17 protein-coding genes, 2 tRNA genes and 1 pseudogene are annotated in these 15,718 nt (G+C 40.3%); 10 read left to right on the top strand and 10 right to left on the bottom strand.

Annotated features, from left to right (window positions below):
• Positions 1 to 157: 157 nt before the first annotated feature.
• From AADY36_RS07765 to AADY36_RS07720, 10 genes and pseudogenes are all read right to left on the bottom strand, one after another.
• Entirely contained in the window at positions 158 to 379 is a 222-nt protein-coding gene (locus AADY36_RS07765) for a DUF2835 domain-containing protein (RefSeq protein ID WP_082401568.1), read from the bottom strand.
• Positions 379 to 2,969, bottom strand: a pseudogene (gene pepN, locus AADY36_RS07760) (aminopeptidase N). The gene AADY36_RS07765 and the pseudogene pepN overlap by 1 nt, the downstream one beginning before the upstream one ends.
• Before the next feature lie 41 nt (positions 2,970 to 3,010).
• Entirely contained in the window at positions 3,011 to 4,492 is a 1,482-nt protein-coding gene (gene nhaC, locus AADY36_RS07755; protein ID WP_054561590.1) for a Na+/H+ antiporter NhaC, read from the bottom strand.
• 178 nt (positions 4,493 to 4,670) lie between these two features.
• Positions 4,671 to 6,695, bottom strand: coding sequence for a carboxy terminal-processing peptidase (gene prc, locus AADY36_RS07750; protein ID WP_054561591.1), 2,025 nt, complete (start codon positions 6,693 to 6,695; stop codon positions 4,671 to 4,673).
• Positions 6,696 to 6,722: 27 nt separating this feature from the next.
• Positions 6,723 to 7,373 carry an RNA chaperone ProQ gene (proQ, locus tag AADY36_RS07745; protein WP_054561592.1) on the bottom strand — a complete coding sequence of 217 codons (651 nt, stop codon included), beginning with the start codon at positions 7,371 to 7,373 and terminating at the stop codon, positions 6,723 to 6,725.
• Between the two features lie 14 nt (positions 7,374 to 7,387).
• The gene (locus AADY36_RS07740; protein WP_054561593.1) at positions 7,388 to 7,666 is read right to left on the bottom strand and encodes a hypothetical protein; all 279 of its coding nucleotides are present in this window, start codon (positions 7,664 to 7,666) and stop codon (positions 7,388 to 7,390) included.
• A complete protein-coding gene (locus tag AADY36_RS07735) occupies positions 7,663 to 8,124 on the bottom strand; it encodes a GAF domain-containing protein (protein ID WP_054561594.1) in 462 nt (153 codons plus the stop codon). Before AADY36_RS07735 ends, AADY36_RS07740 begins: the two co-directional genes overlap by 4 nt.
• Before the next feature lie 125 nt (positions 8,125 to 8,249).
• Positions 8,250 to 8,645 (bottom strand): hypothetical protein, encoded by a 396-nt coding sequence (locus AADY36_RS07730; RefSeq protein ID WP_054561595.1) that lies wholly within the window; start codon positions 8,643 to 8,645, stop codon positions 8,250 to 8,252.
• 152 nt (positions 8,646 to 8,797) lie between these two features.
• Positions 8,798 to 8,888: transfer RNA gene (locus tag AADY36_RS07725), tRNA-Ser, on the bottom strand.
• Between the two features lie 41 nt (positions 8,889 to 8,929).
• A tRNA-Ser gene (locus tag AADY36_RS07720) sits at positions 8,930 to 9,020 on the bottom strand.
• Positions 9,021 to 9,279: 259 nt separating this feature from the next.
• Between AADY36_RS07720 and AADY36_RS07715 the strand changes: the two genes are divergently transcribed.
• The 10 genes from AADY36_RS07715 (at position 9,280) to purB (ending at position 15,661) form a co-directional block, all read left to right on the top strand.
• Positions 9,280 to 9,945 (top strand): Bax inhibitor-1/YccA family protein, encoded by a 666-nt coding sequence (locus AADY36_RS07715; protein ID WP_054561596.1) that lies wholly within the window; start codon positions 9,280 to 9,282, stop codon positions 9,943 to 9,945.
• A 55-nt stretch (positions 9,946 to 10,000) separates the two neighbouring features.
• Entirely contained in the window at positions 10,001 to 10,354 is a 354-nt protein-coding gene (tusD, locus tag AADY36_RS07710; protein ID WP_054551401.1) for a sulfurtransferase complex subunit TusD, read from the top strand.
• On the top strand, positions 10,351 to 10,707 hold the full coding sequence (gene tusC / locus AADY36_RS07705) for a sulfurtransferase complex subunit TusC (protein WP_054561597.1): 357 nt from the start codon (positions 10,351 to 10,353) through the stop codon (positions 10,705 to 10,707). Before tusD ends, tusC begins: the two co-directional genes overlap by 4 nt.
• A 47-nt stretch (positions 10,708 to 10,754) precedes the next feature.
• Positions 10,755 to 10,970 carry a DsrH/TusB family sulfur relay protein gene (locus AADY36_RS07700; protein WP_236702925.1) on the top strand — a complete coding sequence of 72 codons (216 nt, stop codon included), beginning with the start codon at positions 10,755 to 10,757 and terminating at the stop codon, positions 10,968 to 10,970.
• A gap of 3 nt (positions 10,971 to 10,973) precedes the next feature.
• Positions 10,974 to 11,303: a TusE/DsrC/DsvC family sulfur relay protein gene (locus AADY36_RS07695; protein ID WP_054561599.1), complete on the top strand. Its 330-nt coding sequence runs from the start codon at positions 10,974 to 10,976 to the stop codon at positions 11,301 to 11,303.
• Positions 11,303 to 11,950: an rRNA large subunit pseudouridine synthase E gene (locus tag AADY36_RS07690; protein ID WP_054561600.1), complete on the top strand. Its 648-nt coding sequence runs from the start codon at positions 11,303 to 11,305 to the stop codon at positions 11,948 to 11,950. The genes AADY36_RS07695 and AADY36_RS07690 overlap by 1 nt, the downstream gene beginning before the upstream one ends.
• The gene (locus AADY36_RS07685) at positions 11,943 to 12,377 is read left to right on the top strand and encodes an NUDIX hydrolase (RefSeq protein ID WP_054561601.1); all 435 of its coding nucleotides are present in this window, start codon (positions 11,943 to 11,945) and stop codon (positions 12,375 to 12,377) included. Before AADY36_RS07690 ends, AADY36_RS07685 begins: the two co-directional genes overlap by 8 nt.
• Positions 12,378 to 12,554: 177 nt before the next feature.
• Entirely contained in the window at positions 12,555 to 13,655 is a 1,101-nt protein-coding gene (mnmA, locus tag AADY36_RS07680) for a tRNA 2-thiouridine(34) synthase MnmA (protein ID WP_054562001.1), read from the top strand.
• Positions 13,655 to 14,257: a high frequency lysogenization protein HflD gene (gene hflD / locus AADY36_RS07675; protein WP_054561602.1), complete on the top strand. Its 603-nt coding sequence runs from the start codon at positions 13,655 to 13,657 to the stop codon at positions 14,255 to 14,257. The genes mnmA and hflD overlap by 1 nt, the downstream gene beginning before the upstream one ends.
• Before the next feature lie 33 nt (positions 14,258 to 14,290).
• Entirely contained in the window at positions 14,291 to 15,661 is a 1,371-nt protein-coding gene (gene purB, locus AADY36_RS07670; protein ID WP_054561603.1) for an adenylosuccinate lyase, read from the top strand.
• The last annotated feature ends 57 nt before the right edge of the window (positions 15,662 to 15,718 follow it).

Raw genomic sequence — 15,718 nt, 5'->3', positions numbered from 1 at the left:
GTATTGGTAAGACGTCATACCAGATATTTTATACACGTAAATTAACAATAGAACAAATCGAATTAACAAAAATATAATAAATTTAGCGAATTGGGGACAGTGAAATTTAGCATTTTGGGAGACAAATATTACAAAAAAAGCAGCTAATGCTGCTTTTTTAACTAATTTTCTCGAGTTTTAAAAACTGATTTTCAGCCGTTAATGTCAACCTAAAGCGCCCTCTTATTCCTAGCGAAGAAATAAAAGGACGCAAATGGTGAGCGTCAAAGCGAACTGTCTTACCACCATCTTCTGTGACTTGCACAGATTTATATTTACCATGATAGTAATCAAGACACTCTGAGTAACTCAGATACAAGGCAAAATAGTACTCTGTCATTAACTTTCAAGTGCTTTCTCTACTTTTTCAAACAGATCATCACTGAGGCCGTCTAAATCAGCTAAACGTTGAAGTTGTGCTTTCATTGCCGCAGAACGATTTTCATCGTAGCGTTTCCATGACATAAATGGCGTTAGCATGCGTGATGCATTTTGCGGGTTAATATCATTAAGCCTCACTAATAAGTCACCTAATAGCTGATACCCTTCACCATCGGCTCGATGGAATTGAGTGATATTAAAGTGGCTAAAGCTACCAACCAAAGCACGAACACGGTTAGGATTACCAAAGTCAAAACTTGGGTGATCATAGAGCGCTTTAATATCGCTGATACTCGTTGCTGAATCTTTCATCGCTTGCAGTGCAAACCATTTATCCATAACGAGCACATCATGACGCCATTTAGCATCAAACTCTGTTAAAAGCGTATCACATAGTGAGTGATTTGCTTTTACAACAGCACTTAATGCAGTAAGTGCATTGGTCATATTATTACTGTGGGCAGACTCTTCGATAAGGCCATTAACGTCGCTGTGATTTGTTTTCGCTAAATAGTGTAAACAAAGTTGCTTAAGAGCACGCACTGCAACGGCTGTAGCAGATGTTGAACCATCATCTTCAAGCGCGTTATAACAATTAACCAATGATTCTGTTAGGAAGTTGGCAATTTGCGATTCAAATGCATTTTGAACAGCAATAATGTCATCAACAGGACAGCATATTCAGCTGCAAGAGTATCGTAGCTAGGCAGTTTTAACAGCTCCGCAATCAGCGCAAGGTCACCTTCACGATTATCAACTAGTAGCTTTAATGCCGACAAGATATCATCCGATAAGCAAGCTTCACCACTGGCAATCGCTGCTTTCATTTCATTAGTAAATAAGCGCTGCTGAGCATCCCAACGTGAAAAGTCACTGCGAGCAAAACGCATAATATGTAACAGATCAGCGGCAGATGTATTCTGATTAACGATGCATGGCGCAGAGAAATCTTCTAATAGCACTGCGACTGGGCGCTGTTTAATGCCCTCAAAAACAAACTGCTGTGTTTTTTCTGTGACATTCAATACCGAATCTTGTGGCTGATTATCAATCAAAAGTGGTAGCGACTGCCCATCACTATCTAAAAGTTCAATAGCAAAAGGAATATGCAGTAAGGCATTGTTAGGCTGATTATCAGGTGCAAACTGCTCAATGCTTAATGTGAAAGTTTGGTTTTGTTCATCATACGCTTGCTCTACATTGAGCTTAGGTGTACCCGCTTGACTATACCAGCGCTTAAATTGCGTTAAATCAATGCCAGACGCATCACTCATGGCAGCGACAAAATCATCACAAGTAACTGCTTGTCCGTCATGGCGCTCGAAATACAATGCCATACCTTGTTGGAACTTTTCTTCTCCAAGTAAGGTGTGCATCATGCGAATAACTTCAGCCCCTTTGTCATACACAGTCACTGTATAAAAGTTATTCATTTCAATGACTTTTTCAGGGCGAATTGGGTGAGCCATAGGGCCTGCATCTTCACTAAACTGGTGAGTACGCATTACTTTAACCGCATCAATACGATTAAGCGCACGTGAGCCTAAGTCGCTACTAAACTCTTGGTCACGGAAAACCGTTAAGCCTTCTTTTAAAGACAACTGGAACCAGTCACGGCAAGTCACACGGTTGCCGGTCCAGTTATGGAAGTACTCGTGACCTACAATTGATTCAATCGTATGGTAATCTTTGTCTGTAGCTGTTTCTTGATTAGCAAGAACACATTTAGAGTTAAAGATATTCAGGCCTTTATTTTCCATTGCGCCCATGTTGAAGAAATCAACGGCAACAATCATGTAAATATCTAAATCGTATTCAAGGTTAAAGCGCTCTTCATCCCATTGCATTGATTTCTTTAAAGAAGTCATGGCATGAGGCGTTTTTGATAAATTACCTTTATCAACAAACAAGGCTAATTCAACTTTTCGTCCAGACTGCGTCGTGTAATGGTCACGTAATACGTCAAAATCACCGGCGACTAATGCAAATAAGTAGCTAGGCTTTTTAAATGGGTCTTGCCATTTTACAAAATGACGACCGTCATCTAAGTTACCTGATTCAATTTGGTTACCATTAGACAGCAAGTGAGTGTACTTTTTGTCGGCAATAATGGTTACATCAAAGCTAGCAAGCACGTCTGGGCGGTCAAGGTAATAGGTAATCTTTCTAAAACCTTCTGCCTCACATTGCGTACAGTAAGCACCACCCGACAAGTACAAACCTTCTAACGAGGTATTCGTTTGCGGGTCAATATGGTTTTCAATTTTCAGAATAAAGCTTTCAGGTAAGTTATGAATGATCAGCTTTTCATCTTCAAGCGTGAAATCATCATACGCTTTGTCATCAACAATCACTGAAATTAGCGTTAAATCAACACCATCTAGCGCAAGATCTGCATTGCTTTCATCGGTACGATTGATTGTCATTGTTGACTGCACTGATGTTTTTAAAGGGGCTAATTCGAAACGTAAATCGATATGTTGGATTGAAAATTGTGGGGCTTGGTAATCTTTTAAATATTGAGCTTGAGGTTTACTCGTAGCAGACATTACTGACTCCAAATGGCCCTGCTTAGCAGGGCCTAAATAGTTTATTCGGCGTTAGCTTCTTGTTTAAGATGTTTTGGGGTAATACGTAAAATTTTAATACCAAAATAGGCATAAACAACCGCTAAGAATGGATTAATTAAATTAAAGAAGGCGTACATTGCATAGTCAAATGGATTGATTAGTAAAACACTTTGCATATAGGCACCACAGGTATTCCAAGGAATAAGTGGGCTAGTAATTGTGCCACCATCTTCTAATGTGCGAGATAAATTTACAGGCTTTAAACCGCGTTTTTCATATTCATCTTTAAACATACGACCAGGAACAACAATCGCGATATATTGGTCAGCTGCAACCGCATTGGTACCAATACACGTTGCAATCGTTGCTGTGATAAGAGAACCCGTGCTTTTAGCAATTTTTAAGATGCTCTTTACGAACATATCAAGTAAGCCGGTTTTTTCCATGATAGCGCCAAACATCAAGGCCGTCATAATCAGCCAAGTGGTTGTTAGCATGCCAGCCATACCACCACCGCTTAATAATGAATCCATTTTTTCATCGCCAGTATCAATGCTGAATCCATCGAAGAATGTTGTCCAAACTAATTTGAAGTAACCAATTGCTTGGCCTTGTGAGGCATCAATTTGACTATTGATTAAATCTGATTGAAATAACATAGCCCAAATTGCACCTAGCACGGCACCAATCGATATAGCTGGGAAAGCTGGCATCTTACGAATTGCTAAAAACAGCAACACCACCAGTGGTACTAGCATTTCAAAACCAATATTAAAGTTTTGCTCTAATAAATTAACGATTTCATCAATACGTCCAGCTTCAGCTGAACCACCGGCATTAAAGCCCATAAAAATAAAAATGATTAACGCAATAATGAAGCTTGGCACTGTAGTCCAAAGCATGTGATGGATATGCTCAAATAAATCTGCCCCAGCCACTGCTGGTGCTAAGTTTGTTGTTTCAGAAAGCGGGCTTAATTTATCACCAAAGTAGGCACCAGAAATCACCGCACCTGCTGTGACAACTTGTTCTAAACCAAGACCGGTTGCAACACCTAATAGCGCCACACCAATAGTCGCTGCTGTGGTCCAAGAGCTACCAATACTCATAGCGACAATGCCACAAATTAAACAACTAGCGGCATAGAACCAACTTGGGTTGATAATTTGTAAGCCATAGTAAATTAGAGTGGGTACTGTGCCTGATAACAGCCAAGTACCAATTAAGGCACCCACCATTAATAATATAATGATTGCTCCAAGGGATAAGGTGATCCCCTCAATCATAGCTTGTTCTAGTTTCTTCCAGGTGTAACCATTTTTTAAGCCTATTAATGCCGCGGTAAATGTAGCGAATAATAAAGCAATTTGGTTAGGACCTGATGATGAATTATCACCGAATAAATAAACAGCAGCGCCTAGTAGGCACACGAGCACAGTAATTGGGATTAAGGCATCTAAAAAACTGGCCTGTTTAATTGGCTTCTCTTCAATTGAATTCAAAAGATAGTCTCCTACACGTCTTATGTGGCGTGTTTAATTATTATTGTAAGCTTTGACGCAAAACTTCAGTGGCCTTATGCAGCCAGATTTTGTGATTATACCAATCTAACCTGTTTTAGGTAGCAAAAAAGGCGCTTAAGCGCCTTTTTATTAATCGATATTGCTAATTAATTGCTAATTATTTCTTAGCGATACGACCATATTTTATATAATCTTGGGTGATTAATGCGGCTTCTTCTAAGAAAGGGTCTAGCTCGTCAAGGCTATCAGGTAAATCGTCAAGCTTCTCTACTGGCTTTTCTCCAAGGCGAACAAGTCGTTCATTAGCACGTTCTAACGCGCGTTCTTCACCTTCGTCTTTCTCTTTTAGACGCGTCGCTTCAACCAATGAGATAGTCTTACGGTCTTTCTCTTCTTGATAGCGTTTAATATCAGCAAACACATAACCAAATTCAGGCTCATCTGCAATACGCGCATCATGAAGCTTATTAACGTAAGCAATCGCTGGTTTTAGGTTATCAACCGAGTTGTACTTAGCACGTATGATGCTATCCCAAGGTAGCGCGTTGTCTTGTTGACTCTCGCCCCACTCTGATGGCTCAATTGCCGATGGGAATGACACATCTGGAATAACGCCTTTGTGCTGTGTGCTTCCGCCATTAATTCGGTAGAATTTTGCAATGGTATACTGCACGCTACCTAATGGATGATCATATAAGTCATAAGCACGGCCAAGTGGTTTGTGCTGCTGTACAGTACCCTTACCAAAGGTTTGCTCACCAATCACAATAGCACGGCCGTAATCTTGCATCGCTGCTGCAAAAATCTCTGAGGCAGATGCGCTGTAGCGATCAACCAACACAGTAAGTGGGCCATCATAAAAAGTGACGCCGTCACGGTCTTTTTGCTCTTCAATACGATTATTTAGCGTATGAATTTGTACTACAGGACCTTGATCGATAAATAAGCCAGAAAGCTGAGTCGCTTCGTAAAGTGAACCGCCGCCGTTTTGACGTAAATCGATGATGATACCGTCTACTTTGGCTTCTTTTAATTTTGCAATTTCAACTTTAACGTCTTGTGATAGGTTGTTATAGAAACCTGGGATTTCAATCACACCAATTTTGCTGGTTAAGTCTGAATATTTTGCTTCAAATACTTCAGATTTTGCAGCGCGGTCTTCTAAGCGAATTTTATCACGCGTGATTTCAACCACTTTTGGTGTGCCGTGAGCATCCGCCCCTTTTAGATATTGCAGACGAACTTTTGTCCCTTTAGGGCCTTTGATTAAATCAACTACGTCATCTAAACGCCAGCCAATCACATCAACAAATTCTTCACCTTCTTGAGCAACACCAATAATACGGTCATCTGCTTTAATTTGTTCAGACTTATCAGCCGGACCGCCAGGTACTAAGCTACGGATAACTGTGTAGTCTTCATCATAGCTAAGTACCGCACCAATACCTTCTAATTCAAGATCCATGTCCATCTTGAATTGCTCAGCGCGACGAGGTGATAAATAAGAGGTATGCGCTTCAATGCTTCGTGCGAATGAATTCATCACGATTTGAAAAGCATCTTCACTGTTAGTTTGTACTAAACGCTTTTGTGCGTTGTGGTAGCGTTTGGTCAAGACTTCTTTAATCCCTTGCCAATCTTTACCAGTCATTTTTAATCGTAAAGCATCGTATTTAACGCGTTGACGCCAAAGTTCATCAAGCTCAGCTTGGCTTGTTGCCCAGTTTGCGTCTTCGCGGTCAAACAGATACTCATCTTCTTTATCGAACTTCATTTCGTTTTCAAGTAACGATAAAGAATAGTCATAGCGTTCAAAACGACGTTTTAAACTTAAGTTAAAAATATCAAAGGCAAATCCCAATTTACCTGTCGACAATGCATTATCAAACTGGTCTTTATATTGCTCAAACGAGGCAATGTCAGAGGCTAAAAACACATTTTTATTGTAGTCGAGAGATTCAATATAACGATCAAAAACCTTCTCAGATAATTCATCGTTAAATTTAATTGGTTTGTAGTGTGCACGAGTAAATAAGTTTGTCACCCGTTTGCTTGCCGTACTATGTTGGCTTTCTTGCTTGAGTACTGGCAGGTCTTTTTCAGTCAGATTATCTGAAGATGCCAATAATGAACCTGAAAACAGGGCAGCGACTAACGGAATGAGCGTAAACTTTTTACTCATACACAACTCCTTTATTTTTTACAGCTATTAAATGATATACAGGCTGTCTGCTTTGGTCTTAACTTGCATCCCTGTTACTAACTCAACGTGAACTTCATCTTTATTCACTTCAGTAATAACCGCGTTTACAAGTGCTTGGCCAAGTTTAACTTTAACTTTGCTATTAACCTTGACCTCTGAGGCAGGTAAAGGTTCAACTTTTCCTGAACGTTTTGCAGGAGCAGCTTTAGCAGTCTTATTATTTACTTTAGCGCCTTTTTCGCCAGATTTAGCGTGGTGGCCACTATTCTTTTTGTAAGATTTTGTGTCACCGTCTTTACGTGGACGTTGTGGCTTCTTACGCTTTGCCATTTTAGCGCGGCTTTCTTCTAACGCTTTTTGTGCGTGCTCAATGTGCTCTTGTTCTACTTTTTCGTCTTGATTACCATCAAGATCGATACGGAACTCAGACTTAGTTACAGCTTCTAAATAGCGCCAGTTTGAGGTGTACTTTCTTAGTGCTTGACGAACCTGAGTTTTACTTACTTTCTCAGAACCTTCAATACGCTCAGCGATATCTTTAAAAATACCTACTTTAAGCGGCTGAATACCGTCTTTTTGTTTAAAACATTTTGGAAATTCTTGGTATAAGAAATCCAGTACTTCATTAATATCTTTTAGCTTGTTTGTGGTTTCCATGTTAGAACCTTTTATTACATCTTTTCATCAAGTGATGAATCGACATAGTGTGTTACCCAGTCGGTCAACTCTTCGAAGTCCGCTTCAATAAGCGCTAAATCACCTCGAAGGTGTTCCCAAATACCATTTATAATTTCATCAATTGATTCACAGTCAAGGTCATCTGGTAGACGCTCCCATGCCATGTGAATCAAGTCGTTGAGCCTTTCGGCAACAACTTCTTCTTCCCCTTCCCAATCACCAACATCTTGGATTGCAAAGAGGTAATCTTGCACATTTAGCAGATCTTTCATTTTAGATTTGCCTCAAAGCACTTTACCAATGCTTCTAAACCAGCTTGATCATCAGCATCGAATCGCGCAATGCTTGGGCTGTCGATATCAAGTACAGCAAATACTTTACCGTCTTTGAAAATCGGCACAACTACTTCAGAGTTAGATGCAGCATCACAGGCAATGTGACCGGCAAATGCATGCACGTCTTCAATGAGTTGTGTTTGTTGTGTTTGCGCGGCAGTTCCACATACCCCTTTACCTACTGGAATACGGATACATGCAGGATTACCTTGAAACGGCCCTAGCACTAATTCTTCAGGTGAATCCATTAAATAAAAGCCCGCCCAATTGATATCCTCTAAAGAGGTAAATAACAGCGCACTAATATTTGCCATGTTGGCAATAACATTTGATTCACCAGTGATTAGCGACTCAGTTTGTTTAACTAATGACTGGTAAAAATCTTGCTTTTGCATACCAAACTACTTCTTATTAAACATACAGTAGCTAAAGGTACTCTTTGTAGACGACAAATGAAACCTTTTAAGGGCAAAAAAAAACATTTTGCCCTCAATTTCAGTCAGCTTGATTAAATATTCTGCTATTGATGAGAAGATTGTGTTGTAAGGCCCTGTCTTAAACCAAATAAAAACAGTCCAGCTGCCAGAGCAGACATCACAGCATTGACTATAAAAGCCATACCTGTTGTAGCGCTAAGTAAGTAGCTGAAAATAGCGCCACCTAGTAAGCCAAGTGTCAGAACACCTGAATAATTAACCTTTGCATACTTATACATAAGTAAATAACCAGGTACCACAAACGCTGCCATAGTAAGACCTACAATGTGGGCATTGGCGATTGCGCTAACGAATAAGTTAAAGAAAATGTTTAAACCATTTCCTTCAAGTGTAAACGCATAATAAAGACCCAAGATACAACCGATGATCACAGGCGATAATAAAGAAAGTCCTACACTCTTTGCTAAACGATGTTTCATAAATTCCCTAATGTCACAAAGATAATACGAGAAGTGTTAAGCATGGACTAACTAGTTAAAATGCGAAATATCGACAATAGTCGTAATTTGCAGAACAAATGAAAAGCACAAGAAACAAAAAAGCCGCTGAATAAATTCAGCGGCTTAAATGATGGTGGAGAGATAGGGATTTGAACCCTAGAGGGGCTACAAACCCCTGCCGGTTTTCAAGACCGGTGCATTCGACCACTCTGCCATCTCTCCGAATGCGGAAACCTACCCGCTTACGCCAGTAGTAAAAATAATGGTGGAGAGATAGGGATTTGAACCCTAGAGGGGCTACAAACCCCTGCCGGTTTTCAAGACCGGTGCATTCGACCACTCTGCCATCTCTCCGACGGCGTGCATAATAGATAAAGCGGCCGTGCTTGTGAAGCTTTTTTTTCAAAAAACTGTTTAAGTGATTAAAAAACAATTAATTTGCTCAGCATTAATACAGTAGCGTTTAGATTGTGCGCAACATTGAACTTTTCGATTATTTATCTTGTCTATTGATCCACAATAGTTTGCCCAAATATATAACTCTTGATAGGCTTAGTTCAGTTTAATAATTGGAACTAACGAACGTATAAGTTCATTTAAAGGAGCTCTAACAATGGCGTTTAATCAATCGTACAATACTGCAAGACCAGTAATGTCGACTATTGAAACCAATAAAGTTTTAAAGAATACCTATTTCTTACTGGCAATGACACTGGCATTTAGCGCAGTGACAGCAGGTATATCAATGGCAATGAATCTACCTTATTTTATGGGGTTAGTATTTAGTTTGATTGCATTCGGTGTACTTTTTGTTGTTCACAAAAAAGCAGACAGTGCTTCAGGTGTTGCTTGGGTATTTGTTTTCACAGGTTTAATGGGCGCAGGACTTGGTCCAATGCTTAACTACTACGCTGCAATGCCAAATGGTCCTATGCTTATTATGCAAGCATTAGGCTCTACTGCGTTAATCTTCTTTGGTTTGTCGGCTTATGCGCTTACCACTAAAAAAGACTTCTCATTTATGGGTGGCTTTTTAACTGTAGGTTTAATCGTGGTTATTATTGCAAGCCTAGTTAACTTATTTATTGGCAGCTCAATTACCTTTATGGTTATTAATGCTGCAGTTGTGCTAATCATGTCTGGTTTAATCTTATTTGATACTAGCCGCATTATTAATGGCGGCGAGACTAATTACATTCGCGCAACAGTTGCTTTATACCTGAACGTGTATAATTTATTTACGTCTCTTCTTCACCTACTTGGTGCAAGTGATGACTAATTAAATAGTTCTGCTAAAATAGCCCCTTTCTAGGGGCTTTTTTATTGGATGCGTTTTGGCACAATTTGTACTTTCTCTTCATACCGCGCCGACCGATCACGACACAACTCAACGGCTAATTAAATTTGCACAGGCCTGTCTTGACTCTGGTCACTCAATTGCAGCTATCTTTCTTTATCAAGCTGGTGTTTACCACGCAAGTAACCATTTAGAACTTGCCAGCGACGAGCTTCCAATTAATCGTTTGTGGCAGTCGTTAAGTGAGCAAGAGATCCCTCTACTGCTATGTGTCACTGCTGCTGAAAAGCGTGGTTTAGATATCGATAACACAGGCGTGTTTACCGTCGCTGGGCTTGCAGAATTTGCGATGCTTGTCAGTGAAGCGGATAAATGGGTGCAATTTAAATGAAAAACATTTTAGTAATAAGCCAACATAGTCCATTTGATGATCAACATATTCGTGACTCACTCGACACCACACTGATTTTTGCTGCTATTGAACAGAACATTAGTTGGCTTCTAAGTGGTGAGGCTGTTTTAGCTTTGAAAAAAAATCAACAGCCAGAGCAACTTGGCATAAAAAACTATTTTAAAACCATTAAAACCCTTGAGTTATACGATGTTGAAAACATATATGTATGTGAAAAGTCGTTAATGGATTTTAACCTTTCAGAAGATAGTCTGATTATCGATGTTAAAGTAGCTAACTTTGAGCAACAGCGTGAATTAATTACAGAGCAGCATCAAGTGGTGACCTTATGAGTACCTTGCATATTTTTTCAAAACCCTTAGCTCACTATTGCAATAATATGTTGGCAAATTTGATTTCTTCGCAAGATACAGTGCTACTTGTTAGTGACGCTTGTTATAACAACATGCAGTTTAAGCAATTCTCTTCAGCAATTCATTTACTTGAAGAAGACGCTGTAGCCCGTGATATTTCATTTAATCAAGGCGATATCGCAATAAACTATGCACAATTTGTAGAAATGACTTTAAACGCAAAAAACACGATTACTTGGTAAACCATGCTTGAATTTAATAACAAACAGATAGAAACAGACAAACAAGGGTATTTACTTGATTCAAATGATTGGTGTGAAGAGCTTGCACCTATTATTGCTGAACAAGAGAACATAACCTTAAGTGAGCAGCACTGGGAAGTTGTGCATTTTGTGCGTGATTTTTACGTAGAGTACAACACTAGCCCTGCAATACGCATGCTGGTCAAAGCAATGGCCCAAAAGCTAGGTGAGGAAAAAGGTAATAGCATGTATTTGTATAAGCTATTCCCTAAAGGCCCAGCAAAGCAAGCGACTAAAATTGCAGGTTTACCTAAACCCGCTAGGTGTATTTAATGGTTAATAAAGCCAATAGCAAACCACGCCGCAGCAGCGGCCGAACTTATTCAAGGCCTACTCAAAAACGCCAAGTTAAAAAAACAATTAGCCCTGAGCAGCGCAAAGTGGTGCTATTTAACAAACCATTTGATGTGCTTTGCCAATTTACCGATGACCAAAACCGCAAAACGCTTGCCGACTTTATTACTATTAAAGACGTGTATGCAGCAGGACGCCTAGACAGAGATAGCGAGGGACTGTTGCTACTTACCAACTGCGGTAAATTACAACACACACTCACTGAACCCAATAAAAAAACAGCTAAAACTTATTGGGTGCAAGTAGAAGGTGATGTTACTGATGAGGCAATCTTTTCGCTTAACAAAGGCGTAGAGCTTAAAGATGGCATGACCAAGCCTGCCAAAGTTAGACGTATTGACGAGCCGTCAATTTGGCCTCGTACTCCGCCCGTTCGCGAGCGTAAAAACATTCCAACCAGCTGGTTAGAAATCTCTATCACTGAGGGGCGTAATCGCCAAGTTCGCCGTATGACAGCGCATGTTGGCTTCCCTACTTTGCGATTAATTCGTTACAGCATTGGTAACTATACCCTTGATGGATTAGAGAATGGCCAGTTTAAAGTAGTGAACAACCCTGATGCATAAACCCAATGTCACAGTGGCCGCCATCGTCACATGCCAAGACAATTTTTTACTTGTTAAAGAGCGCGATAAACACACAGGTGATATTTGCTATAACCAGCCTGCGGGTCATTTAGAAGCCAATGAAACCTTAGCAGAAGCAGCTCATCGCGAACTTATTGAAGAAACAGGCATTAGCCTTAATGCCAATCACCTTGTTGGCATTTATAATTTGCATGCCGCAAATGGCGTTCACTATATGCGTTTTAGCTTTGCTTTTAATAGCCCAGAGCTATTTGAACCATCTCCCCAAGATAATGACATTCTTAGCGCAGATTGGTTTAGCCTTGAGCAAATTAAAAACCTGCCACTTCGAAGCCCTCTGGTTTTAAAATGCATTGAAGATCATTTAGCTGGTAAAGCCTACCCACTTAGTTTAATTTACCAATAACCGCTGTGATTTTGGCTGGTTTGGGTGTCTAAAAGTTTGCTATGCCCAAACCACTATTACTTGCAATCAATGCCTTGCCTAAATCGCTTTTAATTCCAACTGAAACTCGCATCTTGAGGTGGTTTGGGTATATAATATCGGCCTTTCCATAGCAGTTAAAAAATGACAGCGAATATTATGAGCGAAAATAGTCACATTAAAGTCATCGTGGGTATGTCCGGCGGTGTTGATTCTTCTGTATCAGCGTATTTATTAAAGCAACAAGGCTATCAAGTTGAAGGCCTGTTCATGAAAAACTGGGAAGAAGACGATAATGATGAATATTGCGCTGCAGCTGAAGACCTACAAGACGCACAAGCTGTGTGCGATAAGCTAGGTATTGAGCTTCACACTGTAAATTTTGCAGCCGAATACTGGGACAACGTGTTTGAATACTTTCTAGCAGAGTACAAAGCAGGTCGTACACCAAACCCAGACATCATGTGTAATAAAGAAATCAAATTCAAAGCTTTTTTAGAATTTGCAGCACAAGCACTTGGTGCTGATTACATCGCTACTGGCCACTATGTTCGCCGTGAAAAGCGCGGTGATAAATTTGTAATGTGTCGTGGCCTTGATGACAACAAAGATCAAAGCTATTTCTTATACACTCTAAGCCATGAGCATATTGGGCAAACACTTTTCCCTGTTGGCGATATTGCTAAGCCTGAAGTACGCCGCATCGCTGAAGAGCAAGACTTAATCACTCACGATAAAAAAGACAGTACCGGTATTTGTTTTATTGGTGAGCGTAAATTTAAAGACTTCTTACAGAAGTTCTTACCAGCACAGCCAGGTAAAATTGAAGATACCGATGGCAATGAAGTGGGTGATCACGAAGGTTTAATGTACCACACACTTGGTCAACGTAAAGGTCTATTAATTGGCGGCATGAAAGAAGGTTCGGGTGAACCTTGGTATGTAGTTGATAAAGACGTTGATCGTAACGTATTAGTGGTTGGTCAAGGTAAAGACCACCCTCGCCTTTACAGCAATGGTTTAAATGCAAACCAGCTTCACTGGGTTGACCGCGAAGGTCCTAAAGGGACCACACGCTGTACTGTTAAAACTCGTTATCGCCAAGAAGATATCAGCTGTACTTTACTTGTTGGTGAAGATGGTATGGCACGCGTACTATTTGATGAGCCACAAAAAGCAGTGACACCGGGCCAATCAGCCGTATTCTACGCTGACGAAGTATGTTTAGGTGGTGGTATTATTGATTCGGTGATCAAATAATGACAGAGCACCAAGTCATGGCTTTAGCTGCCATGTGTCAAGTTGCTAAACAAGTACAAAAAGTTGCGCAATATGGCCAAGGCAGTGATCACGAATTAGAAAAATTACTAAACTGTATTGTCGAAACATCACCAAATAGCCCTGAAGACGTGTATCAGGGTAAACATAATTTACGTGAAGGCTATCGCATTTTGATTGCACAGCTTTCTGCCGGCGCAGACAAAGACGTCGAAATCGTAAAATATGTGGGTGGTTTAATGCAATTAGAACGTGCATTAAGTTCAAAACAAAACAGCTTAAATGAATTAGGTCGTCGCATTGATGATGTTAAACGCCGCCTCGACCACTTTGCTATCACAGATGATACTGTAGTAGCAGCGCTTGCTGATATTTACTCATCGGTGCTAAGCCCCCTTGGGCATCGTATTCAAGTGTATGGCAAGCCAGAGTTATTAAAACAGCAGCTCACGCAAAACAAAATTCGTGCCCTATTATTGGCCGGAATTCGTAGTGCCGTGTTATGGCGACAAATGGGCGGGAAACGCCGTCACTTTTTCTTTGCAAAAAGAAAAATCCTCGCCATTGCTAAACAATCAATTTAATTATCGTTCAAACTAGACAATTTAGGAGTCATTATGGAGCTTTCAGCGTTAACCGCTATCTCTCCGGTAGATGGTCGCTATGGCAGCAAGACCACGGAACTACGCAGCATTTTCAGCGAATTTGGTTTAATCAAATACCGTGTAACTGTTGAAGTTCGTTGGTTACAAGCTTTATCTGCAGCTAGCGCAATCAAAGAAGTACCGGCATTTAGCGACGAGGCTAATGCTTTACTTAATGCCATTGTTGATAACTTTAGCGAAGCTGATGCAGCACGCGTTAAAGAGATCGAGCGCACAACTAACCATGACGTAAAAGCAGTTGAATACCTACTTAAAGAAAAAGTAGCTGATAACGCAGAGCTTAACGCAGTTAACGAATTCATTCACTTTGCCTGTACTTCAGAAGACATCAATAACCTGTCTCACGGTTTAATGCTGACAGAAGCCCGTGACAAAGTATTACTTCCATACTGTGACCAACTTCTAAATGCATTAAAAGAAAAAGCAGTTGAGTACAAGTCAGTTGCGATGATGACACGTACCCACGGTCAACCAGCTACCCCTTCTACAATGGGTAAAGAATTTGCAAACGTCTACATGCGCTTAAAGCGTCAACGTGACCAAATTGCTAACGTAGAAATGTTAGGTAAAATCAACGGTGCTGTAGGTAACTACAACGCTCACCTAAGTGCATACCCAGATTACGATTGGCACAGCCACGCTGAGCAGTTCGTAACGAGCCTAGGTTTAACATTCAACCCGTTCACAACACAAATCGAGCCACACGATTACATTGCTGAGTTATTCGATGCAGTTGCACGTTTCAACACTGTATTACTTGATTTTGACCGTGACGTTTGGGGCTACATTGCACTTAACCACTTCAAACAAAAAACAATCGCAGGTGAGATTGGTTCATCAACTATGCCTCACAAAGTAAACCCGATTGATTTTGAAAACTCTGAAGGTAACTTAGGTATTGCTAACGCTATCTTTACTCACCTTGCGCAAAAACTACCTGTTTCTCGCTGGCAACGTGACTTAACTGACTCAACAGTATTACGTAACCTAGGTGTTGGTATGGGCTACACACTTATCGCTTACCAAGCGACATTAAAAGGTGTTAGCAAGCTTGAAGTAAACGAAGAGCGTTTATTAGCAGAGCTAGACCAAAACTGGGAATTACTAGCAGAGCCAATCCAAACAGTTATGCGTAAATATGGTATCGAAAAGCCATATGAAAAACTTAAAGACCTTACTCGTGGTAAGCGCGTAAACCAAGAAATCATGGCTGATTTCATCGATGGTCTTGAGTTACCTGAAGAAGCAAAAGTAGAAATGAAAAAATTAACTCCGGCTAATTACATTGGTCGTGCTGTTGAGTTCATCGACAACTTAGCTTAAATTCAAATTAAGACTTAAAAAAGCGAAAGGCCTTCCTTTCGCTTTTTTTATATCAAT

The sequence above is a fragment of the Pseudoalteromonas sp. D15MCD-2 genome, from assembly GCF_038562745.1.
Taxonomy (GTDB): Bacteria; Pseudomonadota; Gammaproteobacteria; order Enterobacterales; family Alteromonadaceae; genus Pseudoalteromonas.
The sequence above is the reverse complement of the archived record's forward strand: the minus strand, read 5'-3'. Positions and strand labels throughout refer to the sequence as shown.

Excerpts from the sequence above, each read along its gene's own strand:
- AADY36_RS07765 (WP_082401568.1), bottom strand. The coding sequence starts at position 379 with ATGACAGAGTACTATTTTGCCTTGTATCTGAGTTACTCAGAGTGTCTT.
- prc (WP_054561591.1), bottom strand. The coding sequence starts at position 6,695 with ATGAGTAAAAAGTTTACGCTCATTCCGTTAGTCGCTGCCCTGTTTTCA.
- proQ (WP_054561592.1), bottom strand. The coding sequence starts at position 7,373 with ATGGAAACCACAAACAAGCTAAAAGATATTAATGAAGTACTGGATTTC.
- AADY36_RS07740 (WP_054561593.1), bottom strand. The coding sequence starts at position 7,666 with ATGAAAGATCTGCTAAATGTGCAAGATTACCTCTTTGCAATCCAAGAT.
- AADY36_RS07735 (WP_054561594.1), bottom strand. The coding sequence starts at position 8,124 with ATGCAAAAGCAAGATTTTTACCAGTCATTAGTTAAACAAACTGAGTCG.
- AADY36_RS07730 (WP_054561595.1), bottom strand. The coding sequence starts at position 8,645 with ATGAAACATCGTTTAGCAAAGAGTGTAGGACTTTCTTTATTATCGCCT.
- AADY36_RS07715 (WP_054561596.1), top strand. The coding sequence starts at position 9,280 with ATGGCGTTTAATCAATCGTACAATACTGCAAGACCAGTAATGTCGACT.
- tusC (WP_054561597.1), top strand. The coding sequence starts at position 10,351 with ATGAAAAACATTTTAGTAATAAGCCAACATAGTCCATTTGATGATCAA.
- AADY36_RS07700 (WP_236702925.1), top strand. The coding sequence starts at position 10,755 with ATGTTGGCAAATTTGATTTCTTCGCAAGATACAGTGCTACTTGTTAGT.
- AADY36_RS07695 (WP_054561599.1), top strand. The coding sequence starts at position 10,974 with ATGCTTGAATTTAATAACAAACAGATAGAAACAGACAAACAAGGGTAT.
- AADY36_RS07690 (WP_054561600.1), top strand. The coding sequence starts at position 11,303 with ATGGTTAATAAAGCCAATAGCAAACCACGCCGCAGCAGCGGCCGAACT.
- AADY36_RS07685 (WP_054561601.1), top strand. The coding sequence starts at position 11,943 with ATGCATAAACCCAATGTCACAGTGGCCGCCATCGTCACATGCCAAGAC.
- mnmA (WP_054562001.1), top strand. The coding sequence starts at position 12,555 with ATGAGCGAAAATAGTCACATTAAAGTCATCGTGGGTATGTCCGGCGGT.
- hflD (WP_054561602.1), top strand. The coding sequence starts at position 13,655 with ATGACAGAGCACCAAGTCATGGCTTTAGCTGCCATGTGTCAAGTTGCT.
- purB (WP_054561603.1), top strand. The coding sequence starts at position 14,291 with ATGGAGCTTTCAGCGTTAACCGCTATCTCTCCGGTAGATGGTCGCTAT.